Here is a 26042-nt window from a genome sequence, read left to right as displayed (position 1 = left end):
GCCCGACCTGTCGGCAAGCGCGAGCGGTACGTTTTTTCACGCCCTTTCCTGAACTGCCGCTTGCGGCTATCGCCTGACGGTCATGCACAGACCCAAGGAAAACGCCGCGACCCAGCCGACGCCGATGATGGCGCAATATCTGGCGTTGAAGGCTGAGGCGCAGGATTGCCTGCTCTTCTACCGCATGGGTGACTTCTTCGAGCTGTTCTTCGACGACGCAAAGGCCGCCGCAGTTACGCTGGACATCGCGCTCACCAGCCGGGGCGAACATGGCGGCGCGCCGATCCCCATGTGTGGCGTGCCCGTACATAGCGCAGAAAATTATCTGGCCCGGCTGATCAAGGCGGGGCATCGGGTCGCCATCGCCGAACAGACCGAAACGCCCGCAGAGGCTAAGGCTCGCGGCAGCAAGGCGCTCGTGGCCCGCGCCATCGTGCGCTATGTCACGGCGGGCACGCTGACCGAGGAGACTCTGCTCGATTCCAGGCGCGACAACATGTTGGTGGCGCTGGCCCAGACGGGCGGCGACGGCGCAGGCGAAATCGGGATAGCCGCAGCCGACATTTCCACCGGGCGTTTCGAAACGCTGACGCTGCGGACAAGCGACCTGCCCGCCGAACTGGCGCGGCTGCGGCCGAGCGAAATCGTCGTGCCCGACGGGCTCGCCCTCGATCTGCCCGAGGCGCATCCGTTCGATCGTGCGGCATTTTCCAGCAATCGGGCCGAGTCAGCGCTCAAGCGGCTGTTTGGCGTGGCTACCCTCGACGGATTCGGCCAGTTCAGCCGGGCGGAGCTGGCCGCGATGGGCGGCCTGGTTTCCTATCTCGATCATGCCGGTAAGGGCACCCTGCCCTTTCTGGCGCCCCCCGTGCACAAGGCGAGCGGCGCCCATGTGGCGATCGACGCGGCCACGCGGGAAAGTTTGGAGATCAGCGCGACGATGAGCGGCGTGCGCGCGGGCAGCCTGTTGGGGGCGGTGGATCGGACGGTCACGGGCGCAGGCGCCCGGCTGCTGGCGCAGGACCTGTCGGCGCCGTTGATGGATCAAGGGCTGATCGAGGCGCGGCTGGGTCTGGTGCAACTCCTCCATGACGACCCGCTGCTGCGCGACCAGTTGCGTGCCGGGCTAAGAGCATTGCCCGACGTCGGGCGAGCACTCGGACGCATCGCCGTAGGCCGGGGCAGTCCGCGCGATTTGGGGCAGCTGCGCGACGGGCTCAACGAAGCGCGAATGCTCCGCGAAAGACTTGGGCGATTGCCTGATCAGCCACCGCTGCTCCAGCAACTGCTGCCAGCCCTCGATGGCCATGGGGCATTGGTGGACAGCCTTTCGCGGGCGCTGGTCCCCAGTCCGCCGACCGAGACGGCCAATGGCGGATATATTGCCGACGGCTACGATCCGGCTCTGGACGAGCTGCGGCGGATGGCAGGCGACGGACGGCGGGCGATCGCTGCTCTGGAGGCTAGTTATCGCGAGCGCACCGGCATCGCGTCGCTGAAAATCCGGCATAACGGCGTGCTTGGCTATCATGTCGAAGTGCCCGCACGCGCCGCCGATCCGTTGATGCAGCCAGACAGCGGCTTCACGCATCGCCAGACGCTGGCGGGCGTGGTGCGATTCAATTCGGTCGACCTGCATGAACAGGCGGGGCGGGTGGCGCAGGCGGGTGCCCATGCGCTGGTAGCCGAGGCCGCGCATCTGGAGGATCTTGTCGAAGCCGCCCTGGCTCGCAAGGCAGAGATCGCGCTGGCCGCTGACGCGCTGGCCCGGCTGGACGTTGCAGCAGCGCTGGCGGAACGCGCAGCCGAAGGAGGCTGGCAGCGGCCGCATTTTCTAACTCAGGAGGGCGGCGAGCCGTGCCTTGAGATTATCGGCGGCCGACATCCGGTGGTCGAGGACGCGCTGCGGAAGGAAGGGCAGCCCTTTGTCGCCAACGATTGCTGTCTGGGTGCCGAAGACCGGCTCTGGCTGGTCACCGGCCCCAATATGGGCGGCAAATCCACCTTCCTGCGGCAGAATGCGCTGATCGTAATTCTCGCGCAGGCTGGCAGCTATGTCCCTGCTCAATCGGCGACGCTGACATTGGTCGATCGGTTGTTCAGTCGTGTGGGGGCATCGGACAACCTTGCACGCGGGCGATCGACCTTCATGGTCGAAATGGTGGAAACCGCCGCTATCCTCTCGCAGGCGACGGAACGCAGCTTCGTCATTCTGGATGAAGTTGGGCGCGGCACATCCACCTATGACGGTCTGGCCCTCGCCTGGGCGGTCGTCGAAGCGGTGCATGAGGTCAACCGCTGCCGGTGCCTGTTCGCGACGCACTATCATGAACTGACACGGCTGGCGGAGACTCTGTCGTCGCTATCCCTGCATCATGTGCGTGCCCGCGAGTGGAAAGGCGATCTCATCTTGCTTCATGAGGTCGCGGAAGGGCCAGCCGACCGTAGCTATGGCCTCGCCGTTGCGCGCCTTGCCGGGCTGCCGCCCGCCGTTCTGAAGCGTGCCAAGGATGTGTTGACCCGACTGGAGGCTGGCCGGGCAAAGACCGGCGGCATCGCAGCGGGCCTGGACGACCTTCCCCTCTTCGCCGCCGCCGCGGCGCAGGAAGAGGAAGCGGTCGATGCCCTGCGCGCCGCGCTCGACATGATCGATGCCGATGCGCTTTCTCCCCGGGAGGCGCTGGAACAGCTTTATCGCTTGAAACAACTGGCCGCGGCCAGCAGCTGACACTAGACTGCGCCCATGGTCATGCAGTTTCCCTCCCTTGGCTCTCGCCGCTCCATCATCGACCGGCGCGCGATTTCGGACAGCATCAACGCGTTGGCGCAGGAGCATCGGGGCGATCCGGCGAAGCTGCGGGCCTTGGTGGTCCGCGAGCTGAAGACCGCGCTGGATGCCGGACGGGTCGACGTCGCAAAGCGGTTGGAGGCCAAGCCTACGCGCGGGCGCGAGGCCGTGACCGCCTTTGCGTTTCTGATCGACCAGATTCTGCGCCTGCTCTACGATGCAACGACGCATCATCTATACCCTGCCAGCAATCGCAGCACGGGTGAGCGCATTACCCTGATGGCCGTAGGCGGCTATGGCCGTGGCGAGATGGCGCCGCACAGCGACGTGGATATCGCCTTCATCACGCCATGGAAGCCCACCGGGTGGACCGAGCAGGTCATCGAATCCATGCTCTATTCGCTCTGGGACTTGGGCCTGAAGGTCGGGCATTCGAGCCGGTCGATCGATGAAACCATGCGCATGGCCAAGGCGGATCTGACCGTGCGCACGGCACTGCTCGAATCGCGTTATGTCTGGGGCGACCGAGCGTTGTACGAGGACACCGCCAAGCGATTCGATGCTGAGGTAATGCAGGGGACGGCGCGCGCTTTCGTCACCGAAAAGCTGGTGGAGCGGGACGATCGGCACAAGCGCATGGGCGATAGCCGGTATGTCGTTGAACCCAATGTCAAGGAAGGCAAAGGGGGGCTGCGCGACCTCCACACGCTGTTCTGGATTGGCAAATATGTGAATCGGGTGAAGTCCGTCGCCGAACTGGTGGACGTGGGCTTGCTGACCGATCTGGAACTGCGGCAATTCCAGAAGGCTGAGGATTTTCTTTGGGCCGTCCGATGCCATCTGCACATGATCACGGGGCGGGCGGAAGATCGCCTGACGTTCGATCTACAGCTGGAAACCGCCACGCGGATGCACTTTACGGGGCGACAGGGCCGCTCTGGCGTGGAGCGCTTCATGCGCTATTATTTCCTGAACGCGAAAATCGTGGGCGACCTGACCGCGGTGTTCCTGGCGCATCTGGACGACCAGATGGCGGCGAAGGGGCGGCGCTATATTCCGTCCATATTCCGTCGGCCAAAGAAGCTGGACGGGTTCGTGCTCGACCGTGGTCGGCTCGCGCTGCCAAGCGACGACTTTTTCCAGCAGGACCCGGTGCGGTTGCTCGAAATCTTCGCGGTAGCCGATCGTCATGAATTGGGCATCCACCCAAGCGCCATGCGCACCGCCAGCCGGGACGCAGGTCTGATCACGGCAAAAATCCGCCGCGATGCTCGCGCCAACGCCGCTTTCATGGATGTGCTGACATCGCCCCGTGATCCGGAAACGGTGCTGCGCTGGATGAATGAATCGACGGTGTTTGGCCGGTTCATTCCCGATTTCCGCCGCGTTGTGGCGCAGATGCAGTTCGATATGTATCACCATTATACGGTGGACGAGCATACCATTCGCGCAGTCGGGCTTCTGGCCCGCGTGGAAAAGGGCGCTCTGGTGGAAGACCATCCACTGTCCACCGAGATCATGGGCAAATTGGTGTCGCGCCGGGTGCTCTATGTCGCGGTTCTGCTGCACGACATCGCGAAGGGCCGCGGCGGCGACCATAGCGTACTTGGCGCCGAGGTAGCCGACCATCTCTGCCCGCGCCTTGGCCTGACGCCGGCCGAAACGGAAACCGTCGCCTGGCTGGTGCGCCATCATCTGCTGATGTCGGCCACGGCGTTCAAGCGTGATCTGGCCGATTACAAGACGATCCTGGATTTCGTCGAGGTGGTGCAGAGCCCCGAGCGGCTTCGCCTGCTGCTCTGCCTCACCGTCGTGGACATCCGCGCCGTGGGTCCCGGCGTGTGGAACAGCTGGAAACGGCAACTACTGGGAGACCTCTATGAGGCTGCCGAGGAAGTGCTGCGGCTTGGCCACAAGCAAAAGGGGCGTGGCGAACGCGTCACCGCCAAGCAGGAATCACTGCGCAAGGCGCTCGGCATGTCCAAGGCCGACTTCCAGAAGCTCAGCAAGCGCCTGCCCGAATCCTACTGGATCGCCGAGCCTGAGGACATCCTGATCCACAACGCGCAGCATATCCTGGCATCAGCCGATTCGCCGCTGTCGATTGCCGCGCAATATTATCCGCAGCGCGGCGCCACGCTTGTCACCGTCTATGCCGCTGACCATCCGGGCCTATTCTACCGGATTGCCGGAGCGATCCATCTGGCGGGCGGCAATATCATCGATGCGCGTATCCACACCACGCGCGACGGCGTCGCCATCGACAACTTCCTGGTGCAGGACCCTTTGGGCGGCGCTTTCCATAGCCCGGAACAGCTGACCCGTATCCGCAATGCGATCGAGGATTCGCTGGCGAATCGTCATCGCATGATCACGAAGCTGGAAGCGCGTCCCCTGCCCCGCACCCGCGCCGAAGCGTTCCGGATCGAGCCCAATGTGCTGATCGACAACAAGGCTTCCAATCGGTTCACGGTGATCGAGGTCAATGCACGCGATCGCCCGGCCCTGCTCTTCAGCCTTGCCAACGCGTTGTTCCAGTCGAAGGTCACCGTGCACAGCGCACATGTCGCCACCTATGGCGAACGCGCGGTCGATACATTTTATGTGACCGACCTTTTGGGCGGCAAGATCGAGAGCAAGGCGCGTATCCAGACGCTCGAGCGGCGGCTGCTTGAAGCTGCTGGCGATCAGGTCGATGAGGCTCTTGAGCAGGCCTGAGCCTAAACTATCTCCACAACGTCGCCGGCAGCCAGCAGCGGCAGCAGTTTCAACATGTCGCCACGGTCGATAGCAATACAGCCCGCCGTAGGACGCCCTTCGGACAGGTGGAGGAAGATCGCACTGCCCTGCCCTGGCACAGGCGGCGCGTCATTATGTCCCAGCACGACGATCACATCATAGGCATCATCGCCGCGCAGGAGCGATTCCGCCGAAAAGCGCCGTGGCAGATGGACCGGCCGGTTGTAGGCGGGATCGGCAGGGTCGTCGGACCAGCCATCACCTTCCCTCACCCAGCGCCATGGAAGCCGGATTGCGGCAGGCTCCACCCTTCCCGGCCGCAGCAGAACGCCCCGCAGCGGCCAGGCCCCTAGCGGCGTGCAGCCGTCTCCCTCCCGCTTATCGGTCGCCGCGCACACGCCGCCCCGGCCCAGCGTGCATGGGATGTCCAGCATGCCTAACCGCAACCGCCCGGCGGCGCTGCCCACGCGAATTGTGGTCACAGCTGGTGCCCGGTACGATCCCGCTTGGTCGCCAGATATTGTTCATTGTGCGGGTTGGCGGGCAGTATGATGGGCAGGCGTTCAGCCACCTTGATACCCGCGCCTTCAAGCCCCTCCACCTTCTTGGGATTGTTGGTGAGCAGCCGCACTTCTTCTATGCCCAGCAGCTTTAGCATGCGCGCCGCGACCGAGAAATCACGCGCGTCGATGGCAAAGCCAAGGCGGACATTGGCATCGACGGTATCGAACCCCTGATCCTGCAAGGCATAGGCCCGTAATTTGTTGATGAGGCCGATCCCGCGCCCCTCCTGCCGCAGATAAAGCAACACGCCCCAACGTGAGTCCGCGATCCGGTGCAGCGCCTCATGCAATTGAGGCCCGCAATCGCATTTGAGGCTGCCCAGCACGTCCCCAGTCAGGCATTCGCTGTGCAGCCTGATGACCGGCGGCGAGGAATCCCGCGTCCCGACGATCAGGGCGACATGCTCTCGGGGCTCGTCCGGACTGCGAAAAGCGATGATCTCGGCGGTCTCGCAGGCTGACACCGGCAGCCGCGCGCGCGTCGCTATGGCAAGATGAGCGGCGTCGTCATAAGCGTCGATGTCATCGGCACTGACCTCGGCCTCGCTCTCTCCCTCCGATCCCAAAAAGAAAGCAGGCAGGATACCCGCCAGCCGGGCGAGCTTGAGCGTCGCCTTTGCCGCCAGCGGCGCGGCAAGGGGTTTGGCCGCAAACGGTCCCTTCAGCGGTGATGAGAGGTCGAGTACCGGGTCGGCGATCGCGGTAGCAACATCGCCGTCGATCCACGGCGCGCGGGCGATCAGCACGGGCATGTCGGGATCAGCCGCTGCCAGTTGGTTGGCGAGCTTCAATGTCTCGCCCCGGGCTGCTGCTATCAATATGTCCGCTTTGCCCGCAGGATCGAAAGTCTTCAGCGTCACCGCATCCGCGCCCTCAACCGCCATGACGCGTATGGCGCCGTCAGTCGCACGAACTGTGACCGCCCAACCACGGCGCAGAGCGTCAATCGCGCGGGCGGCGGCGCGCCCGTTCATGGGAGATGGTCCATCAGAAGGCGAACTCCGTGATGATCGGGACATGATCCGATGGCTTGGTCCAGCTGCGCGCCGGTTCGACAACACGGTGCCCGATGGCCTTTGCCGCGACATCCTGCGTCATCCACATATGATCCAGCCGCCGCCCACGATCCGATTCCGCCCAATCCCGCGCGCGATAGCTCCACCAGGTATAAAGCCGCGCCGGAGCCGGAAAGAATTGGCGGCCGATATCGATCCAATTGTTCGATTCCTGCAACCGGGCCAGCAGTTCGCATTCGATCGCCGTATGGCTGACGACATTGAGCAGCTGCTTATGGCTCCACACATCGCATTCCATGGGCGCGATGTTGAAATCGCCAGTGAGGATCGTCGGCTTGTCCTCAAGCTGGGAGGACCATTCGATCATGCGCTCAATGAAATCGAGCTTCTGACCGAACTTCGGATTGACTGTCCGGTCAGGAATATCGCCTCCGGCAGGGACATAGACATTTTCTATGCGAACGCCGTTGTCCAGGCGGACGCCGACATGGCGCGCTTCGCCATTGGCCTGCCAGTCGAGCCGGTCATCCTCATGAATCGGCACTTTACTCATGATCGCCACGCCATGATGCATGCGCTGGCCATTCAGCACCTGATGAACATAGCCCAGACGCCGGAACATGTCGGTGGGGAATATGTCATTCACCACCTTCGTCTCCTGAAGGCAAAGAAGGTCAGGCGCCTCTTCGGTCAGGAAACGTTCGACGATGTCTATCCGGGCGCGGACGCTGTTGATGTTCCAGGATGCGATGCTCAGTGTTTTCGGCATGCTGATCCCCTAAGGGCCTGCGAACGGCTTCGCAAGCTTGGCTCTGCGCCGACATGCCGCTGGCAAAGTAAGACCCCCGCTCCGGGGGCATGGAACGGGGGTCTCGATCGCGCCCTTGAAGCGCTTTGCGGCGGGAGCTGCGTTCCGAGTAACAGGGGGGAAATCCCGGACTTCGTCTCGCGCCGTGGAGTTCTTATTAGGGTTCCGGATATGAGCCGAAGATGAACAAGATTCCGAAGATCGCCATCCATCTCATGCAAGGCCCGCTTCATCCCCCGGCTACGCGACCCTTCGGACGCGGGTCTGTCCAACGAAAGGCGGAATTCGCAACCGGGACGCCATAACGCTGGTTCGACAAGCGCACGCTAGTGCGGTTATTCTGAGAATCGAGCGCTACCCATCCGTAAAGTTGAAGACCCGCTGGTCCGGCCGCATCCCGTTCAAAGATCATCGTGATGGTGCCGAATTCGGGCCGCTTGGGATCGCGTGCCTGAACGCTGATCACCTTCGGATCCCCCGTCTGGATCAACTTGCCAAAGCGGGACAGGTCCTTTTTTGGATCGAGCAAGGCGCCCAAGGGCGAGCTGCCGATGGGCCAGCGCTGCACCTGCCGGACTTCATAGTCGATCATCGTCAAGGCCTTGCCGTCGCCGACGATCAGCAGCGGTACACCCTTTTGATATTGAAACCGCACCTTGCCGGGCTGCTTGATCGTCAGTTTGCCCGTCAGGGTTTGACCGGCGCGGTCGGTCTGCACGAAATCGGCCGTCATCGTGGTGACGCCGCGAATATAGGCATTTACCCGGTCCATGCCGTCCGACGACTGCTGCGCGGCAACGCGCGCGGCTGGAACGAACAACGGTGCGGCGGCCAGGGCCAGGGCGAGTGGCGCAAACAAGCGCTTCATGCATTCTTCTCCGCTTTGTTGAGAGGTCAAGGAGTAGCGATCAGGCGTTGAACCCATTGTGAACTGATGCGTTCCTGATCTCCGAACCCTGCATGGGCCGCTTTGCAGCCGTGGGGTAGCTCGCGCGGCGAACAAAAAAGGCTGGTCCGAAGACCAGCCGGAAAGTTTTAGGAGAGGATGCCTGAAAGGCCCGCTCTTATTGAACGGCGCTGATCCTTTTCGCAAATGCATAGAGGGCCAGCTCGATTGCGTTTGACGCAACCGTCATAGCGGATTGCCATTTTCGTCGCGCAATACCTCACGTCGGCCGACATGGTTGGGAGGGCCGACCAGTCCTTCTTCTTCCATCCGCTCAATGAGGCGTGCAGCCGAATTATAGCCAACGCGGAGCTGACGTTGCAGCCAGCTGGTCGAAGCCTTCTGATTTTCAAACACCAGCTGACATGCCTTCCGGAACAGTTGCGCATCGGGGCTATCATCGCCCAAATCCACACCGTCGAGCGCGAAGCTGCCCTCCTCCGGCTCCTCGGTCACGGCCGAGATATAGTCCGGCTGCCCTTGTGCCCGCCAGTGGTCGGCGACCACGCGCACCTCGTCATCGGAAACGAAGGGGCCATGAACGCGCATCAGGCCCTTGCCGCCGTGCATGTAGAGCATGTCGCCCTTGCCCAGCAGCTGTTCGGCGCCCTGCTCACCCAGGATCGTTCGGCTGTCGATCTTCGAAGTGACGAAGAAGCTGATCCGAGTCGGAAGGTTCGCCTTGATGACGCCGGTGATGACATCAACGGATGGGCGCTGCGTGGCGAGGATCAGGTGAATACCCGCCGCGCGCGCCTTTTGCGCCAGGCGCTGGATCAGGAACTCGACTTCCTTGCCCGCCGTCATCATGAGGTCGGCCAGTTCGTCGACCACCACCACGATCTGCGGCAATGGCTGGAAGTCGAGCTGTTCTTCCTCATAGATCGGCTTGCCGGTTTCCGGGTCATAGCCCGTCTGCACCCGGCGGCCGAGTGGCTTGCCCTTGGCTTTTGCTGCCCGAACCTTCTCATTATAATTAGCGAGGTTCCGGACGGAGATGGACGCCATCATGCGATAGCGGTCCTCCATCTGCTCCACCGCCCATTTGAGGGCGCGGATCGCCTTGGCAGGCTCGGTGACGACCGGAGATAGAAGATGCGGGATGTCGTCATAGGTCGACAGTTCCAGCATCTTGGGATCGATCATGATCAGGCGCAGCTGGTCCGGCGTCATGCGGTAGAGCAGCGACAGGATCATGGCGTTAAGGCCAACCGACTTACCCGATCCGGTGGTGCCCGCAATGAGCAGGTGGGGCATCGGAGCTAAATCGGCGATGATCGGCTCGCCTGAGATATTCTTGCCCAGGATGATCGGCAGAGTCGCATCCTGCACGAACTGTTCGGAGGTTATCAGTTCGCGGAAGGAAACGCCCTCCCGGTTGGCGTTGGGCAGTTCGATGCCGATGACCGTCCGGCCGGGAATGGTCGCGACGCGGGCGGAAAGAGCCGACATGTTGCGGGCGATGTCATCGGCCAGAGCAATGACGCGGCTCGCCTTGATGCCGGGCGCGGGCTCCAGCTCGTACATGGTGACGACCGGGCCGGGTCGCACTTCGACGATGTTGCCTTTTACATGGAAGTCGTCGAGCACGGATTCGAGCAGGCGGGCGTTACGTTCCAACGCGGCCTTGTCGATCTTCTGCGCCTGACTAGCCGGGATCGGATTGAGCAGGTCGGCCGAGGGCAGCGAACTGTGGCCGAACAGGTCATCCTGCGACACTGGCGCCATCTGTCGCTGGGCGGGCGCGGGTTTCGGAGTCTGGATGGTGATCGGCGGCTTCGGCTCGTTGGACACGGCGCGGCGGGGAGCGATGACGCGTTCTGCCGCTTCGTCGTCGTCATCTTGCGCGTCGGCAGTAACGCTCCCGCCGCCCGCGAAAGCGAGGGCCGGTTTGGGAAGGCTGAGACGCGGCAAGGTGGGACGGCGCAGGGCGAGGATCGGCTTTTCCAGCGCAAGGCTGCGATACCAGGTGAAGAAACCGGCGAGCAGCATCAGCACCACGAGAATGCCGGTGATCCAGCCTTGGGCAGCTGGCGCGGCGGACGTCAGGCTGCGTACGCCGTTAGCGGTGGCCAGGCCGATGAGGCCGCCCCAGCCCGAAGGCAGATCGATCAGCGAGTCAGGCTGGAACATCGCCAGCGCGATGCCGATGAGGATGATACCGAGGAAGCATTTGCCAAACTGCCCTTTCCACCCGGTCATGTCCTGATCACCCCAAAGCCGACGGGCGGTGATTGCAAGCAGCGGAAGGACGAGCGCGACGGGCACGCCGAGCAGGGTGAAGAGGAAGGCGGAAACCCAGGCGCCGGGCCAGCCCATGATATTCTGGACCTGATTATCGGCGACGGTCATCATTGATGGATCGCTGAGGCGAAAGCTGAGCAGCGCGAGCGCCAGGAACAAGGTCGCCAGCATCAGCGCGATCGCGCTGATGAGCGCGCCGCTGCGGATGAGGCTGCGTTTCAGCATCTCGCGCCATTCCGGCGTGCGCTTGGCTCCGCGGCTGACAGCCATGGCTTTTGAATGTCCCCCAAATGTTCCGTTCCGGCACAATGCGCCGAGCGGGGAGTCCGCGTCAAGAGTCCGGCGTTTCGGCTGGTCGTGGGAAAGTCATGAAGAAAGTGGCGAGAAGAACGGATTTTGCAGGTGAATCGGAACGCTATGCGATTCCTTCATGCATTTGCGCGGCGGGCGCGGCGCGCAGGGCGATGAGGCATCCGGCGATGATCAGCGCCGCGCCCGCGAGGGTGGTGAGAGTCAGCCGCTCCCCGAAGGCGAGCCAACCGATGATCGCTGCCCAGATGAAGGCGGTATATTCGACGGGGATGAGATGCTGGGCCTCTGCCCGCGCATAGGCCCAGGCGAAGGCGGCGAGCGAGGTGAAGGCGAAGGCCGCGCAGGCGACGATGAGGAGCGCGGAATCAGGTCGGGGGAGGTCGAGGTGCAGCGGCACCAGATCAGGCGCGACCCATGCGGCGGCCGCGCACAGGCCAAAGAGGATGAGCATGACGCAGTGCTGGAAGAAGGCGACCTCGACCGGTGAGGCAAGCTGAGCCTGCTGGCGCTGGATGATGAGGTTCCAGGCGAAGAGGACCGCCGAAATCAGCACGGCGGCGGCGCCAAGCAGGGCGTCCCAATTATAGCTGTCCTGCATTCGACCCGACAGGATCACCCCGACGCCGACGAGGCCCAGCAGCGAGGCGCTGATGGCGCGCTTCCCGATCCGTTCGCCCAGGAGCAGCGCGGCGAGATAGAGGGCGATGAGCGGCGCGATGAAGGACAGCGCTATGGCTTCGGCGAGCGGCATGCGCATCAGCGCGAAGAAAAAGAGGCTGGCCATCAGCGTGACGACACAGCCGCGCAGGACATGCAGGCGCAGGGCCGCCCTGCCCGGCCAGCGATGGCGGCCCGGCAGCATGATCGCAAGGCCGAGCAGCGTTCCCGCGAGGGCGCGCCAGAACAAGGCGTTGAAGAGGCCGATGGAGAGGCTCAACCCCTTCATCGCCGCGTCCATGATGGCGAAGAGCAGGACGGCGGCACAGCAGACCGCGAAGGGGATGGCGAGGGAGCGGGGCTGGGTCATGGTCATAGCATGGGGGTGACGGTCAAGGCGCTCGGCACTTTCGAGCGGGGAAATAGAAGAAGGAAAGGGCTTCGACCGGCTCAGCCCGAACGGGGTGGGGTGGCTTGGAGGACCGTACCCTACCCATAAAGGTGACGGCGGCGAGTGTGCGGGTGGCGGGAGGCCCCCTGCCCTATTCCGCCGCCTCCGCCCGACCTGCGTCGGTCGTTTCCGCTTCGAGCTTGGCCGCTTCGATCTCGGCCGCCTTGGCTTCGACCAGATTGACGATATGGTCGATCATGCCTTCGTCCTGGATGGTGTGGTCGGTGAGGCCGGAGAGATAGACCATATGCTTGCCAGCACCGCCGCCGGTGAGGCCGATGTCGGTCTCCCGCGCTTCGCCGGGGCCGTTGACGACGCAGCCGAGGACGGAGAGCGACAAGGGCGTGTGAATATGCTGGAGCCGTTCCTCCAGCGCCTGGACGGTGCGGATGACGTCGAACCCCTGACGCGCGCAGCTGGGGCAGGAGATGACCTTTACCCCGCGCGTGCGGATGCCGAGGGATTTGAGGATTTCATAGCCGACGCGCACTTCCTCCTCCGGTTCGGCGGAAAGGGAGACGCGGATCGTGTCGCCGACCCCGGCCCAGAGGAGGTTGCCGATGCCGATCGCGCTTTTGACCGTGCCGCCGATCAGGCCGCCCGCTTCGGTGATGCCAAGGTGGAGCGGGCAATCCACGGCTTCGGCCAGCTGCATATAGGCGGCGACGGCGAGGAAGACGTCGCTGGCCTTCACCGCGACCTTATATTCGTGGAAATCCTGATCCTGGAGCAGCTTGATATGGTCGAGCGCGCTTTCGACCAGCGCTTCCGGGCAGGGTTCGCCATATTTTTCGAGCAGGTCCTTTTCAAGGGAGCCTGCATTAACGCCGATGCGGATGGCGCAGCCATTGGACTTGGCGGCGTCGACCACTTCCTTGACGCGCGCTTCCGACCCGATGTTGCCGGGGTTGATGCGCAGGCAAGCGGCGCCCGCGTCGGCGGCTTCGAGCGCGCGTTTATAGTGGAAATGGATGTCGGCGACGATCGGCACGCGGGCGGCGCGCACGATCTGCTTCAGCGCGGCGGTCGATTCTTCGTCCGGGCAGGATACGCGGATGATGTCCACGCCCACTTCCTCGCAGCGGCGGATCTGGTCGATCGTCGCTTTGACATCGAAGGTCGGCGTGTTGGTCATCGTCTGCACGGTGACGGGCGCGCCGCCGCCGACGGGCACATTGCCGACCATGATCTGTCGGCATGGGCGACGGGCGATGTCGCGCCAGGGACGCAGGCCGGGATTATGGTCGGACATGAACTAGGGGCTCCGTGCTGATGGAGCCCCTATAGTGATTCATGGTGCAAGTTAGAAGCGTGCCGTCACCGATGCGGCGATCTGGTCCGCATTGCCGCTGGTCCGAGACAGGGTGGTGACGGTGGTCGCCGCCGCAGTCCCGGCATAATAGGTTTCGGGGCGGATGATATTCGCCTTTTCCACGAAATTATGCGCGTAGCTGAGGTTGAGACCGATGGCGGGCGAGACATTGTAGGTCGCGCCGGCCGACAGCCAGGCGCGATCGCCATCGGGGACCCGCGTCGTCAGATGCTGAGGATTGGTGGGCGAGCGATCGAACATCGTGCCCGCGCGCAAGGTGAGCGCGGGGCTAACGTCATATTCGCCGCCCAGGCTGACGCTGTAGCTGTCCTTGTAATCCAGTTCCTTGACCGAGGTGCGGCCAGCCGCCGTGATCGCGATCGATTTGAAGACCGACCAATTATACCAGCGTGCGCTGATCATGGCGCGAAGGCTGGGCGTCAGCCGATGCATGAATCCGACGGTCACGATGTCGGGCAGTTCAAGCGGCGCGGTGGCGTCGCTGCTGCCATTTTGCGGCGCCAGCAGACTTTGGAGGCCCGAAATCGTCTGCGTGCCGGTCAGATGATGGCCCATGCCGGAGCGATAGGAGATGCCGACATTCGTGTCGCCGTCGGTATAGAAAAGGCCCGCATTCCAGCCCAGCGTCCAATCCTTGCCTGTCACCCGGGCGAGGCCATCGGTCGTGATCAGCGGCGAAAGTTGCGGCAGGGCGTTGGTCAGCGTAACCTTCACATATTGGACGTCCACGCCGCCGCCGATGGAGAAATGATCGTCGAGCTTATAGGCGGCGGACGCCTGAACATTATAAGCCTTGAGGTCGGTGTGGAGTGATTCATAACGGCCAAAGAAGCCTGGGTCATAATCCAGCTTCAGGCCGAAGGGCGCGTTGACGCCCGCGCCGAGCCACAGCCGGTCGGTGACCTGACCCGTGACATAGAAGCTGGGCACGGGAATGACCTTGTCAAACGGATTGCCGCCCGAATTGCCGGTGATCGGCACGGTGACACCCGGAAAACCCGGCACGGTGCGATTGCTGCCCTGGTTCGATTGCTGAGCGGTGGCGAAAAGCGCCACGGCGCCAGTGGACAATTGCACGCCGGGAAGTTCGGTGATCGCGGCAGGATTGAAATAGATGGCCGACGGGTCATCCGCCGCCGCACCGGCACCGGACAAGGCCCTGCCCGTTTCCTTGGGCGATTGTTCCTGAAGATAGAAGCCGCCGGCGAGCGCGGGCATGGGAAGCGCCAGAAAGCCCGCAGACAGGAAAGTGGTGGCAATGCGGCGGCTTGAAAACATGCAATTCCCCTTTGAAATCCCGTTGCGGCGTCGGGCACGCATTATCATCCCGCGCTATGGCAGCAATATGGTTAATTTCCGGTTCTGGCAGCATGTGCGCCAGGCGAAAAAAAAGCCGCCCCGAAGGACGGCTTGGAAAGTTTTAGGAGAGGATGCCTGAAAGGCCCGTCCTCTTTGCGGGCCGACGCTTTCTTTCGCAACTGCGAAAGACAAGTATACGGTTGCGTTTATTGCAACTGTCAACATTTGGGGCGATTTCCGTAGCGGAAATGGAGAAGGCGTTCGGTGAAGATTTGGGAGGGATCGGCTGTGGCGATCCGACTCAAGCGTAGAAATCGGGCACCGATTCGGACAAATGGCGGAAAAGATCGGCCCGCAGGCGATCAAGGCCCTGCTGATTCGTCGATTCGATTCTGGCCACCAGTTCCGCCTGGGTGTTGGATGCGCGCAGCAGCCACCAGCCGTCTTCGGTTGTCACACGGGCGCCGTCAATAGCGTTGACGCTCGCGCCTTCCGCCCGCAAGTGCGAGACTATCTCTGCGACGATCGCGAATTTTTGGTTTTCCTCCACCGGGAACCGCAATTCAGGCGTGTTTACTAGCAGCGGCAGCGCGTCATGAAGGGCGGTCACGCTCTTGCCGAGGCGGCTGACCAGCCGGATCAGGCGCACGGCGGCGTAAAGGCCATCGTCAAAGCCGTAATAATCATCGGCGAAGACGATGTGGCCGGTCATCTCACCACCCAGCGGGCTGCCGATTTCCTTCATCTTCGATTTGATGAGGCTGTGGCCGGTTTTCCACATCAGCGGGGTGCCGCCCAGCGCCGTGACGCGATCGAACAGCGCCTGGCTGGATTTCACGTCGGCGACGATGGTGGCGCCAGGCCGGTCGATCAGCACGGGTTCCACGAACAGGGAGAGCAGCTGGTCGCCCCATATGGTGCGCCCCTGCCCATCGACCACGCCGATGCGGTCACCATCCCCGTCAAAGGCCAGTCCGAAATGGAGGTTGTTGGCAAGGACAAGGGCGCGCAGGTCGTGCAGATTCGCCTCGATTGTCGGGTCGGGGTGATGATGAGGGAAATTGCCGTCTATTTCGGTGAAAAGCGTGTGATGCTCACCCGGGAGCAGCTGGACGAGCTTGTCCACGACGGGGCCTGCGGCACCATTGCCCGCGTCCCAGCCGATGCGGCAGGCAGCGCCGTCGAACCCTTCCATCAGGCGGGCGACATAGCGGTCCATGATGTCGATGGTGGAGCAGCTGCCGCTTCCTTGTTCCCAATCGCCCGCAGCAGCCATGGCGCCCAGACCGGCGATGTCGGCGCCAAAAAAGGCTTCATGCGCAAGTACCAGCTTGAAGCCATTGTGATCGGCGGGATTATGGCTGCCGGTTATCTGGATGGCGCCATCAACATCGAGCGTCGCTTCGGCATAATAGAGCATTGGGGTGGGCCCGAGGCCGATGCGCAGCGCGTTGGTGCCGCTGTCGGCAAGGCCATCGACCACGGCCGATTCCAGCATCGGTGAGCTGAGTCGGCCGTCATAGCCGACCGCGACCGATGATCCCCCTTTGCGCCTGACGATCGTGCCGAAGCTGCGACCCAGCGCGTAGGCGTCTTCCTCTCCCAAGGTTTTGCCGACGATGCCGCGCATGTCATATTCGCGCAGCAGCGAGGGATGGAAGCGGTGGGCCATGGGCTCTGTTCTACAGCCTTAGCGGCGGCGGGCGGCTTCTTTTTTCTCGGGCTCGGCGAGTAGCAGGTCGCGGGCTGCGTTGATTTCCGCCGCCAAGGCTTCGGTGCCGCCGCGATCGGGATGGACCGAGGCGATGAGTCGCCGGTGGGCTGAACGGATCATGGTCTCATTGGCATCTTCGGGCACGCCGAGGAGAGCGCGCGCTCTTGCTATGCTGGGGGCTTCGGGGGGCGCCTTGGGCGGAGCGGCGGATCGCTTTTTCTTCTGCTGCGATTGGGACAGGAAGAAGAGTGCCGCGCCGAGGAGCAGGGGCGCTCCGGCTAGCGGTTTGCCCTTGGCCGCCATGACCGCGCCGACCAGCGCGCCGCCGAGCACCATGCCATCCTTCATGCTCATGCGTTGCAATCGTCCCGTCCAGATGAGCCAGGCGGCAAGCCCGAGAAGAAGAAAGGCGAAAAGGCCCATCAGGCCGCGCCGAGAAGATCGACCGGCGAATTTTCCTCACGGGCGGGGAGGGCGAGGCCGGACACCATCTCACGCAGTTCCTGGCGCGCGGCGATGTGGCTGACGCCAAGGTCGCCCAGATGGCCCTTGTCGAGCAGGGTCAAGCCGGACGGGAAGAGTTCGCGGAAGATGACTCGTTCTGATAGGCCGGGGATCACGCGGAAGCCGACGCGGCGGGACAGTTCCATGAGGGCATCGCCGACGCGCTTCTTGTTGCGGGCGTCATGATGCTGGACACGGTTGCGCAGGACGACCCAGTCGATCGACACGCCATCCGCCTTGGCGCGGGTCTTGCGCGCTTCGAAGATGAGTTCGGAATAGAAGGACAGGCGGCGGACCTTGAAGGTTTCAGCGTCCACCTGGCCGATGAGGTCGAAATCGACGAAGCTGTCATTCATAGGGGTCACCAGCGTGTTGGCGCGGGCGGCCATGTGGCGGGCGAACAGGTCATCGCGGCCGGGGGTGTCGACGACGAGGAAATCCTTGCCCTCGGCGACGGCAGCGGATTCTTCCTCCAGCGCCTCGACTGTGTCGCCTTTCAGCACGGCGAAGTCGGGCGCGGGCAGGTCGATATTCCGGCGGCGGGCCGTTTCGGCGCGGTTTTCCATGTAGCGCGTGACAGTGCGCTGACGCGGATCGAGGTCGATCATGCCGACCTTGTAGCCGAGCGCGGTCAAGGCGATCGCGGTGTGCACGGCGGTGGTCGATTTGCCGGTCCCGCCCTTTTCATTGGCGAAGACGATATGATGCGTTTGGGTGTTCGGACCCATTGATATCCCCGTTTATTGCCGCAACGATTCTTGACCCACTTGCCGGGTCGTGCCTTTAGCAGGATAGTCCCCGTGCCCCTGCCATATCGGAGCCCCTCGTCCCGTGCAAACCCTGCGTGACCTTCCTTCCCTGCGAACCGCCATCGATGCGATGAAAAGCGATGGGCGGCCTGTCGCGCTGGTGCCGACCATGGGCGCTCTGCATGAAGGGCATATGGCGCTGGTCGAGGAAGCGCGGCGGCATGCCGGGCATGTGGTCGTGTCGATCTTCGTCAATCCGCGACAGTTCGGGGTCAATGAGGATCTGGACGCTTATCCCCGGCGCGAGGCCAAGGACGCGCAGATGTGCCAAGCGGCGGGAGTCGATGCACTGTGGGCGCCGACGGCCGAGGTCATGTATCCGGCGGGCTATGCGACCAATATTTCCGTCTCGGGTGTCACCGAGGGACTCGATGGCGCGGCGCGGCCGGGGCATTTCGACGGGGTGGCGACGGTCGTTACCAAGCTGTTCAACCAGGTGCAGCCCGATGTCGCGCTGTTCGGCGAGAAGGATTATCAGCAACTCGCGACGATCCGGCAGATGGTGCGCGACCTTGATATGCGGATCGAGATCATCGGCGTGCCGACGCAGCGGGCCGAGGATGGCCTCGCTTTGTCATCGCGCAACGCCTATCTGACCGAGGATGAGCGCAAGGATGCGCTCGCCCTGCCCCGCGCGCTGGGTGAAGCGGCGCGGCAGATGGAGAAGGGCGCGAGCGTCGAGGCAGCGATTGCCAAGGCGATCACGATGCTGGCCGCGCATGGCTTTGATCCCATTGATTATGTGACGCTGTGCGATGCGATGACGCTGGAGCCGATGAATGTGCTGGATCGTCCGGCGCGGTTGCTGGGCGCGGCGAAATTGGGGCGGACGCGGCTGATCGACAATATCGCGGTCGATCCGCCCGAGCTTGCCCCAACTACATAATCAGATTGAATCTGCTGGCGCCTGAGCCCGCATTTTCACGCCTGATCTGTTCAAGGCGCTGGCGAACATGGCGACGGTGACTGAATGCACGCAATGCGCGCAGGACGAAGCTGCTCACGACCCTTCTCCCCTTATTATTTGGCGAGGAAATTAGCGTCGGCTTTCATTGCTGCAATATGTCGATCGACATGCGAATTAAGTTAGGGGTGGCGGCAGACCGGCTGGTCGGGAATATTGTGGTTGAGCTTTCTATCCCGGTGTTCCGTCCGGCCTCATGAGATCCCAGCTTTCGCTGGGATGACGGACTTTTTGGGGAGTGACGGTTTTCTTCAGAAGGGTTTGACGATCACTGCCACGACGATCACCGCAGCGGCGATGCCGGGGACTTCGTTGATGAGGCGGAGCTTCCCCTCCGGCAAGGGACGCTCACCCCTGGCGAGCTTCTTCGCATAGCCTGCGATCCAGCCATGATAGGCGGAGAGGCCAAGGACGAAGAGCAGTTTCAGATGGAACCAGCCAAAATGCCAGGCGCCGATTTCGACCATCAGCATGAGCCCGAAGACCCAGACGAGGATCAGCGAGGGGTTGAGGATGATCTTGAGCAGGCGTCGTTCGCGGTCGATCCATTTTCGGTCCTCGTCTGATCCCACGGCACATTGGTGGTGATAGACGAAGAAGCGGGGCATCATGAACAATCCCGCCATCAGGAAGATGACGAAGATCACATGGGCGGCCTTCACCCACAGATAGGCGGCACCGAGATAGGGCATCAGCTTCTCTTTCCTTGCCGGACATAGGCGATCAACGCTTCGACATGGGCGATGGGCGTGTCGGGAAGGATGCCATGGCCGAGGTTCAGGATATGCGGACGGCCCGCAAAGGCAGCGCGGATATTGTCGATCGATTGCTCGACCGCCCTGCCCCCCGCGATCAGCGCCAGCGGATCGAGATTGCCCTGTACCGGCAAGCCCTGCGGTAGGACGCGGTTGGCCCAATGCGGATCGATGGTTTCATCCACGCCGATCGCATCGACGCCCGTGCCCGCTGCGTAATCGGCGAGCTTGGCGCCCGCGCCCTTGGGAAAGCCGATGACGGGGATATCGGGATGAAGGCTTTTGAGATTCTCCACGATGCGCCGGTTGGGTTCGATTACCCAGCGTTCGAACTGGAGCGGCGCGAGGCTGCCTGCCCAGCTGTCGAACAGCTGCACCGCCTCTACCCCTGCCTCGATCTGGCCCGAAAGATAGGTGACGGTAGATTCAATGATCGCGTCGATGATCGCGCCGAAGCGTTCGGGGTCTTGGTAAGCGAGGCGGCGGGCTGCGCCCTGATCCTTGCTGCCCTGCCCGGCCACCATATAGGTCGAGATGGTCCACGGGCTGCCCGCAAAGCCGAGGAAAGTGACAGACGGGTCAAGCGCCGCCTTCACCTGCCGAACGGTCTCATAGACAGCCTCGTAGCGGCTGAGATCAGGCTTGAGCGCGGAAAGGTCGGTTTCGCTGAGGATCGGGGCGAGACGCGGTCCCTCCCCCGTTTCGAACCAAAGGTCCTGACCCATCGCATAGGGCACGATCAGAATGTCGGAAAAGAGGATCGCGCCGTCAAAACCGAAACGGCGCAGCGGCTGAAGCGTGACTTCGGCGGCGGTGGGGCTGTCATAGACGAGTTCGAGGAATCCGCCCTTTTCAGCCCGCAAGGCGCGATATTCGGGCAGATAGCGGCCCGCCTGGCGCATCAGCCACATAGGCGGCGGGGAGAGGCATTCCCCCTTCAGGACGGAAAGCAGCGGCTTGGAAGGCCCGGCGGAAAGGCCGGTATCTGGTCCCGTCATAAACTCTCTTATTTAGATTCTTAAAAGGATGATGGAGATAGTAGGTCAGTTGGTAGCGGGGTTTATGCGCAGCGCCCCGATTTGCCAACAGCTTGACTCTCCAGCGTCAAGGATTCGGGACCGAGTCAGTGCGGGTCATCCACGCTATCCACAGGTTGTGGATGAAAATGAGGGCCTGTTGGGGGCATGTGGATAAGATTCCGGCCAATGGGTACTATCCAAAAGGGGTAGTTTTGCCCGCAACCTATCCCTTGCTTTATCCACAGGCTCCCCACAGAGATATGCGTCATGTCGCGTATCCATCTGCATTTGCTGTCTGACTCCACAGGCGAGACACTGGAAAATATCGCCAAGGCGGCGATCGGCGCGTTCGAAAATGTGGAAGCGGTGCGCCATTTCTGGCCGATGGTGCGGTCCGATGTCCATCTCGACCGGATCATGGAAGAGATTGCGGCTAATCCGGGGCTGGTGCTGTTCACATTGTCCAATCATCAGTTGCGACGGCGGCTGGAAACGCGCTGCCGGGCGCTCGGCCTGCCGCATGTTGCGGCGCTGGACAGCGTGACCGACGCCTTGTCCAATATATTGGGGCAGGAAACGCGGAACCGGCCCGGGCGCAAACATATCCTAGACGAAGCCTATTTCGCGCGGATCGAGGCGATCCAGTTCACCATCGCCCATGATGATGGCGTGGGGCATGAAAATTGGGAAGAGGCCGACATCGTTCTGGCGGGCGTGTCGCGTGCGTCCAAAACGCCGACCTCCATCTATCTCGCCAACCGTGGTTACAAGACGGCGAACATTCCGCTGGTGGTGCAGTCGCCGCCACCGCGCAGCCTTTACGGGTTGAAGCATCCGATGGTTGTGGGCCTGACCGTCAGTCCCGAGCGGCTGGTGCAGATACGTCGTAACCGGCTGCTGTCTTTGAATCAGGCGCCGGAAACCAGCTATGTCGATCTGGATAAGGTGCAGGAGGAATTGGCTTTTGCCCGGCGGATGTTCGCCGACAATGGCTGGCCGGTGATCGACATGACGCGCCGGTCGATCGAGGAAGCGGCGGCGGCGATCATCAATCTGTTCAACGACCGCGTATTGGCGGAAGGGAGTGACCTATGATCGTGCTGGCGTCGCAAAGCGCGAGCCGCAGGGCGCTGTTGCAGGCGGCGGGGGTGCCGTTCGAGGCTATGTCGCCCGGTGTGGATGAAGAGGCGGCGAAGGAAGCGTTGCGCGGTGATGGACTGGATGCGCGCGCTTTGGCCGATGCGCTGGCGGAATTGAAGGCATTGCGGGTGTCGCGCCGCGTGCCGGGCGGGTTGATATTGGGCTGCGACCAGACGTTGAGCCTGGATGATGGCAGCATGATCGACAAGGCGGTGGATCGCGCTGATGCCGAGCAAATCTTGCGGTCGTTGTCGGGGCGGGTGCATCATTTGCACAGCGCAGCGGTGATTGCCCTGAACGGCGAGCCGATCTGGCGGCATGTTGAGCGGGTGCGGATGACGGTAAGGACGTTGTCAGATAGTTTCATAGCTAAGTATCTGGATGAGGAGTGGGAGCATTGCCGCTGGTGCGTCGGCAATTACCGGATCGAGGGACCGGGTGTGCAACTGTTCAGCAAGGTTGAGGGCAGCCAGTTCGCGATTCAGGGGCTGCCGTTGCTGCCGCTGCTTGACTTTCTACGCGTCCGGGGCGTTCTGCCAGCATGACCGACAAGCTCCCTTATGCAGAGGTGATCGGCGATCCGATCGCGCACAGCAAATCGCCGCTGATCCACAATTTCTGGCTCGATTGCCTGGGGATCGAGGCGGAATATCGCAAGACGCATGTGACGGCCGAGGGTCTGGCGGCCTATTTTCTGGAGCGGCGGGCGGATCCGGATTGGCTGGGATGCAATGTCACCATTCCGCACAAGATCGCGGTGATGGACTATACCGACGATCCGGGCGGCGTGCGCGAGCGGATCGGGGCGATGAACACGATCGCCAGCGAGACCGGCGGACCTTTGATCGGCACCAATACCGATGCGGGCGGATTCCTCCAGCCGCTGCTGCGCGACAAATGGACGGGGACAAGCGCCGTGCTGGTCGGCGCGGGCGGTGCGGCGCGAGCGATCCTGTTTGCGCTGACGAGTCTGGGGGTGGAGGACATCACCGTCATGGTGCGCGATGCAGCCAAGGGGCAGGCGTTGCTGGACCGCGCCAAGGTCAAGGGGCGGGTGATCGGCATGGGTGATCCGCTTCCGGCGGCCGATCTTCTGGTCAACACCAGTTCGCTCGGCATGGTGGGGCAGCCGGTGCTTGATCTCGATCTATCGCCGCTGGCCTGCGATGCGACGGTTTATGACATCGTTTATGCGCCGCTGGAGACTGGGCTGCTCAAGGCAGCACGGGCGCGGGGTTTGAAGGCGTTGGATGGGTTGGAGATGCTGATCGGGCAGGCCGCGCTGGCGTTCGATATTTTCTTCGATGCGCAAGCGCCGCGCGACCGGGACGATGAATTGCGCGCGCTGCTGCTGGCGGCCTGAAGGCCATGAAAGTCTATGGGCTGACCGGATCTATCGGCATGGGGAAGTCGGCCGTCGCCGCCATGTTTGGCCAAGAAGGCGTGCCCTTGTTCGACGCGGACGCCGAGGTGCATCGGTTGCAGGGACCCGGCGGCAGGTTGCTGCCCGCGATCGAGGCGCGCTTTCCGGGAACGACGGGGCCAGAGGGCGTGGATCGGGGGAAGCTCGGCGCGGCGGTGTTTGGGCATCCCCAGGAATTGAAGGCATTGGAGGCGATCGTCCATCCGGCGGTCAAGGAGGAGCGGAAGGCTTTCCTGCGCCGCCACCGCTCGCGCGCCTTCGTCGTGCTGGATATCCCCTTGCTGTTCGAAGGCCATATGGAGCGGACGCTGGCCGGAGTCATCGTGGTGACGGCGCCCGCCTGGAAGCAGCGCAAGCGCGTACTGGCGCGCAAGGGCATGACGGCGGCGAAATTTCGCAGAATCCTGCACTTGCAGACGCCCGATGCTGAAAAACGGCGGCGGGCGGACTATATCATCTATACAGGCACCACATTTGCCGCCACGCGGGTACAGGTGAGGCGCTTGGCGGCTTGCCTTGGATCAAAGACAGGTCGATAAGGAAAAACCCGGCAGAGTCGGTGTGAAGAGGTCCATGCGCGAGATTATTTTCGACACCGAAACGACTGGATTTGACCCTGTATCGGGCGACCGGCTCGTGGAAATCGGTTGTATCGAACTCGTGAACCGGGTGCCTTCGGGCCGCACCTTCCATGCTTATTATAATCCCCAGCGGGCGATGCCCGCCGCCGCCGAGGCGATTCATGGGCTGTCAGACATATTCCTGAAGGACAAGCCGCTTTTCGCTCATGGAGTGGAGGAGTTGCTGGATTTTCTGGAGGACAGCCCTCTGGTGGCGCACAACGCGCGGTTCGACTTCGGCTTCCTCAACCATGAGTTGAAACTGTGCGGCCTGCCGGAAGTGGGCTTGCACCGGATGATCGATACGGTCGCGATCGCGCGGCAGATGCATCCGGGGGCGAAGCATAGCCTGGATGCGCTCTGCACACGCTATGGGATCGATCGCAGCCATCGCATCAAGCATGGCGCTTTGCTGGACGCCGAATTGCTGGCGCAACTGTATATCGAACTTAGGGGAGGCCGTCAGATCGGCCTCGGTCTTGCACAGGAGGAGGATAAAGACGCCATTCGGGTGGAACTTGCGAGCGGTATCGCGGTTCGCCCTGTTCGTCCCGCGCGGGTTTTCATGGCCAGCGCGATGGAGCTGGAGAGGCATGCAGCGTTTGTCGCGACGCTGGAAAAGCCGCTCTGGCTGGAGGAGGCTTGAAGGCTGGCTGACATACTGCCCTTCACGCTTCGCCCACCCGGACTGCCTCCTGCAGCCCGGCAAGAACAAGGAGAAGGCATATGGATATTCGTGTTTCTGGGCATCAGGTCGATACGGGCGACGCTCTAAAGGAGCATGTCGCGACCCGGCTGGAGGCCATGGCCGAGAAATATTTTTCGCGCACGATTTCCGCTCATGTCACGTTCCGGCCCGCGCCGCACGGCGCCTTCCATTGCGATATCGTCTGCCATGTGATGACCGGCCTGATCCTGAAAGGGTCCGGTGAAGCGCAGGAAGCGCATCCGGCTTTCGACCAGGCCGCGGAAAAGATCGAACGGCAGCTGCGGCGGTACATGCGACGCCTGAAGGACCGCCACCCTCAAGCCATTGCGGCGGAGGCTCAGCGGGCCAATGGATATGAGCTGAACGGCATGGACGGCGCGGGCTATACCATCTTTGCTTCGTCGCCGGAGGAGGAGGAACCGGCCGACGCGCCGCTGATCGTGGCGGAAACGCGGGTCGATATTCCTGAAGCCAGCGTGTCCGATGCGGTGATGATGCTGGACCTGCGCAACACCAATGCTCTGCTGTTCCTGAATGCCGGAACGGCCGCCTATAACATGGTCTATCGCCGCCACGACGGGACGATTGGCTGGGTGGAACCGCGGTTGGAAGCGCGCGCCTGACAGGTGCCTGACACTGGGGTCCGGCCCCGGCTGCCATTGACCCAGAGCGGCAGGCAGCCTATGGGGCCGGGCTTTATATCCCCGGACAAGCGCGGTTTTTAAGGGGCAGCGCGCATGCCGGCTGTTCCAGGTTGGTCATGGTTCATTTCAACGACATCGTCGCGCCGCAGGCACTTGCCACAGAGGTCTCGACAAACGGCAAGAAGCCGCTGTTCCAGAAAATCGCGCAACTGGCGGCGTCCGCCTATGGTCTGAACGCGAGCGTGGTATCGGAAGCGCTTTTCGAGCGCGAGCGACTGGGGTCGACCGGCTTTGGCGGCGGAGTCGCCATCCCGCATGCGAAGATTCCCGGTCTGGACCGGATGAGGGGCGTCGTCGTCCTGCTCAATCCCCCGATTGCCTTCGACGCGGTCGATGATGCGCCGGTCGACATTGTCTTCGCCCTGCTGTCGCCGGTCGATAGCGGCGCGGAACATCTGAAAACGCTGGCCCGCGTGTCGCGCTATCTGCGCGATGAGGGGCATGTCGCCCGGCTGCGTGGCGCGAAGTCGGCAGAAGCGCTGCACGCGCTGCTGGCCGGTGGCGAAGCGCGTGACGCCGCCTGAA

Annotated in this window: 23 protein-coding genes; 10 read left to right on the top strand and 13 right to left on the bottom strand. The window is 62.7% G+C overall.

Annotation, left to right across the window (positions count from 1 at the left end; translation table 11 throughout):
* Positions 1-82: 82 nt before the first annotated feature.
* Together mutS and ACZ5ZH_RS11355 are read left to right on the top strand one after the other, a co-directional pair.
* Positions 83-2728 (top strand): DNA mismatch repair protein MutS, encoded by a 2646-nt coding sequence (gene mutS / locus ACZ5ZH_RS11360; protein WP_464771577.1) that lies wholly within the window; start codon positions 83-85, stop codon positions 2726-2728.
* A gap of 15 nt (positions 2729-2743) precedes the next feature.
* Entirely contained in the window at positions 2744-5506 is a 2763-nt protein-coding gene (locus tag ACZ5ZH_RS11355; RefSeq protein ID WP_464771576.1) for a [protein-PII] uridylyltransferase, read from the top strand.
* A 2-nt stretch (positions 5507-5508) separates the two neighbouring features.
* Here the strand turns inward: ACZ5ZH_RS11355 and ACZ5ZH_RS11350 are convergent, their stop codons facing one another.
* From ACZ5ZH_RS11350 to ACZ5ZH_RS11300, 11 genes are all read right to left on the bottom strand, one after another.
* Positions 5509-6009: a L,D-transpeptidase family protein gene (locus tag ACZ5ZH_RS11350; RefSeq protein ID WP_449474552.1), complete on the bottom strand. Its 501-nt coding sequence runs from the start codon at positions 6007-6009 to the stop codon at positions 5509-5511.
* Positions 6006-7064 carry a GTP cyclohydrolase II gene (gene ribA, locus ACZ5ZH_RS11345; RefSeq protein ID WP_449474551.1) on the bottom strand — a complete coding sequence of 353 codons (1059 nt, stop codon included), beginning with the start codon at positions 7062-7064 and terminating at the stop codon, positions 6006-6008. Before ribA ends, ACZ5ZH_RS11350 begins: the two co-directional genes overlap by 4 nt.
* Before the next feature lie 13 nt (positions 7065-7077).
* Positions 7078-7875: an exodeoxyribonuclease III gene (locus tag ACZ5ZH_RS11340; protein ID WP_464771575.1), complete on the bottom strand. Its 798-nt coding sequence runs from the start codon at positions 7873-7875 to the stop codon at positions 7078-7080.
* Positions 7876-8143: 268 nt separating this feature from the next.
* Positions 8144-8782 carry a LolA family protein gene (locus ACZ5ZH_RS11335; RefSeq protein ID WP_464771574.1) on the bottom strand — a complete coding sequence of 213 codons (639 nt, stop codon included), beginning with the start codon at positions 8780-8782 and terminating at the stop codon, positions 8144-8146.
* A gap of 264 nt (positions 8783-9046) precedes the next feature.
* On the bottom strand, positions 9047-11374 hold the full coding sequence (locus ACZ5ZH_RS11330) for an FtsK/SpoIIIE family DNA translocase (RefSeq protein WP_460987072.1): 2328 nt from the start codon (positions 11372-11374) through the stop codon (positions 9047-9049).
* A gap of 145 nt (positions 11375-11519) precedes the next feature.
* Positions 11520-12443, bottom strand: coding sequence for a DMT family transporter (locus ACZ5ZH_RS11325; protein ID WP_460988134.1), 924 nt, complete (start codon positions 12441-12443; stop codon positions 11520-11522).
* Between the two features lie 172 nt (positions 12444-12615).
* The gene (gene ispG, locus ACZ5ZH_RS11320; RefSeq protein WP_464771573.1) at positions 12616-13776 is read right to left on the bottom strand and encodes a flavodoxin-dependent (E)-4-hydroxy-3-methylbut-2-enyl-diphosphate synthase; all 1161 of its coding nucleotides are present in this window, start codon (positions 13774-13776) and stop codon (positions 12616-12618) included.
* Positions 13777-13827: 51 nt separating this feature from the next.
* Positions 13828-15135, bottom strand: a complete 1308-nt coding sequence (locus ACZ5ZH_RS11315) for an OmpP1/FadL family transporter (RefSeq protein ID WP_464771572.1) — start codon at positions 15133-15135, stop codon at positions 13828-13830.
* Between the two features lie 322 nt (positions 15136-15457).
* Positions 15458-16828, bottom strand: a complete 1371-nt coding sequence (pgmG, locus tag ACZ5ZH_RS11310; protein WP_464771571.1) for a phosphoglucomutase/phosphomannomutase PgmG — start codon at positions 16826-16828, stop codon at positions 15458-15460.
* Positions 16829-16846: 18 nt separating this feature from the next.
* The gene (locus ACZ5ZH_RS11305) at positions 16847-17293 is read right to left on the bottom strand and encodes a DnaJ domain-containing protein (protein WP_464771570.1); all 447 of its coding nucleotides are present in this window, start codon (positions 17291-17293) and stop codon (positions 16847-16849) included.
* Positions 17293-18102, bottom strand: coding sequence for a division plane positioning ATPase MipZ (locus ACZ5ZH_RS11300; protein WP_449474542.1), 810 nt, complete (start codon positions 18100-18102; stop codon positions 17293-17295). The genes ACZ5ZH_RS11305 and ACZ5ZH_RS11300 overlap by 1 nt, the downstream gene beginning before the upstream one ends.
* Before the next feature lie 103 nt (positions 18103-18205).
* On the opposite strand from ACZ5ZH_RS11300, the gene panC reads away from it, so the two are divergent.
* On the top strand, positions 18206-19069 hold the full coding sequence (gene panC, locus ACZ5ZH_RS11295) for a pantoate--beta-alanine ligase (protein WP_460987067.1): 864 nt from the start codon (positions 18206-18208) through the stop codon (positions 19067-19069).
* Between the two features lie 329 nt (positions 19070-19398).
* Here the strand turns inward: panC and ACZ5ZH_RS11290 are convergent, their stop codons facing one another.
* Positions 19399-19839, bottom strand: coding sequence for a CopD family protein (locus ACZ5ZH_RS11290; protein ID WP_460987066.1), 441 nt, complete (start codon positions 19837-19839; stop codon positions 19399-19401).
* Positions 19839-20900, bottom strand: coding sequence for a uroporphyrinogen decarboxylase (gene hemE, locus ACZ5ZH_RS11285; RefSeq protein ID WP_464771569.1), 1062 nt, complete (start codon positions 20898-20900; stop codon positions 19839-19841). The genes ACZ5ZH_RS11290 and hemE overlap by 1 nt, the downstream gene beginning before the upstream one ends.
* 288 nt (positions 20901-21188) lie before the next feature.
* Here hemE and ACZ5ZH_RS11280 point away from each other — a divergent pair, with 288 nt between their 5' ends.
* The 7 genes from ACZ5ZH_RS11280 to ACZ5ZH_RS11250 all read left to right on the top strand — a co-directional run bounded on the left by ACZ5ZH_RS11280 (position 21189) and on the right by ACZ5ZH_RS11250 (position 26041).
* The gene (locus ACZ5ZH_RS11280; protein ID WP_449474538.1) at positions 21189-22016 is read left to right on the top strand and encodes a pyruvate, water dikinase regulatory protein; all 828 of its coding nucleotides are present in this window, start codon (positions 21189-21191) and stop codon (positions 22014-22016) included.
* Positions 22013-22606, top strand: coding sequence for a Maf family protein (locus ACZ5ZH_RS11275; protein WP_449474537.1), 594 nt, complete (start codon positions 22013-22015; stop codon positions 22604-22606). The genes ACZ5ZH_RS11280 and ACZ5ZH_RS11275 overlap by 4 nt, the downstream gene beginning before the upstream one ends.
* The gene (locus tag ACZ5ZH_RS11270; RefSeq protein ID WP_464771568.1) at positions 22603-23424 is read left to right on the top strand and encodes a shikimate dehydrogenase family protein; all 822 of its coding nucleotides are present in this window, start codon (positions 22603-22605) and stop codon (positions 23422-23424) included. Before ACZ5ZH_RS11275 ends, ACZ5ZH_RS11270 begins: the two co-directional genes overlap by 4 nt.
* A gap of 5 nt (positions 23425-23429) precedes the next feature.
* The gene (coaE, locus tag ACZ5ZH_RS11265; protein WP_460987063.1) at positions 23430-24023 is read left to right on the top strand and encodes a dephospho-CoA kinase; all 594 of its coding nucleotides are present in this window, start codon (positions 23430-23432) and stop codon (positions 24021-24023) included.
* Positions 24024-24057: 34 nt separating this feature from the next.
* Positions 24058-24750, top strand: coding sequence for a DNA polymerase III subunit epsilon (gene dnaQ, locus ACZ5ZH_RS11260; protein ID WP_460987062.1), 693 nt, complete (start codon positions 24058-24060; stop codon positions 24748-24750).
* An 80-nt stretch (positions 24751-24830) separates the two neighbouring features.
* Complete coding sequence (gene hpf, locus ACZ5ZH_RS11255; protein ID WP_449474533.1) at positions 24831-25436, top strand: ribosome hibernation-promoting factor, HPF/YfiA family; 606 nt, start codon at positions 24831-24833, stop codon at positions 25434-25436.
* 137 nt (positions 25437-25573) lie between these two features.
* Positions 25574-26041 carry a PTS sugar transporter subunit IIA gene (locus ACZ5ZH_RS11250; protein ID WP_464771567.1) on the top strand — a complete coding sequence of 156 codons (468 nt, stop codon included), beginning with the start codon at positions 25574-25576 and terminating at the stop codon, positions 26039-26041.
* Position 26042: the final 1 nt, after the last annotated feature.

Source organism: Sphingobium sp. TomMM7A, assembly GCF_055397305.1.
This window is presented reverse-complemented; position numbering and strand designations above follow the sequence as displayed.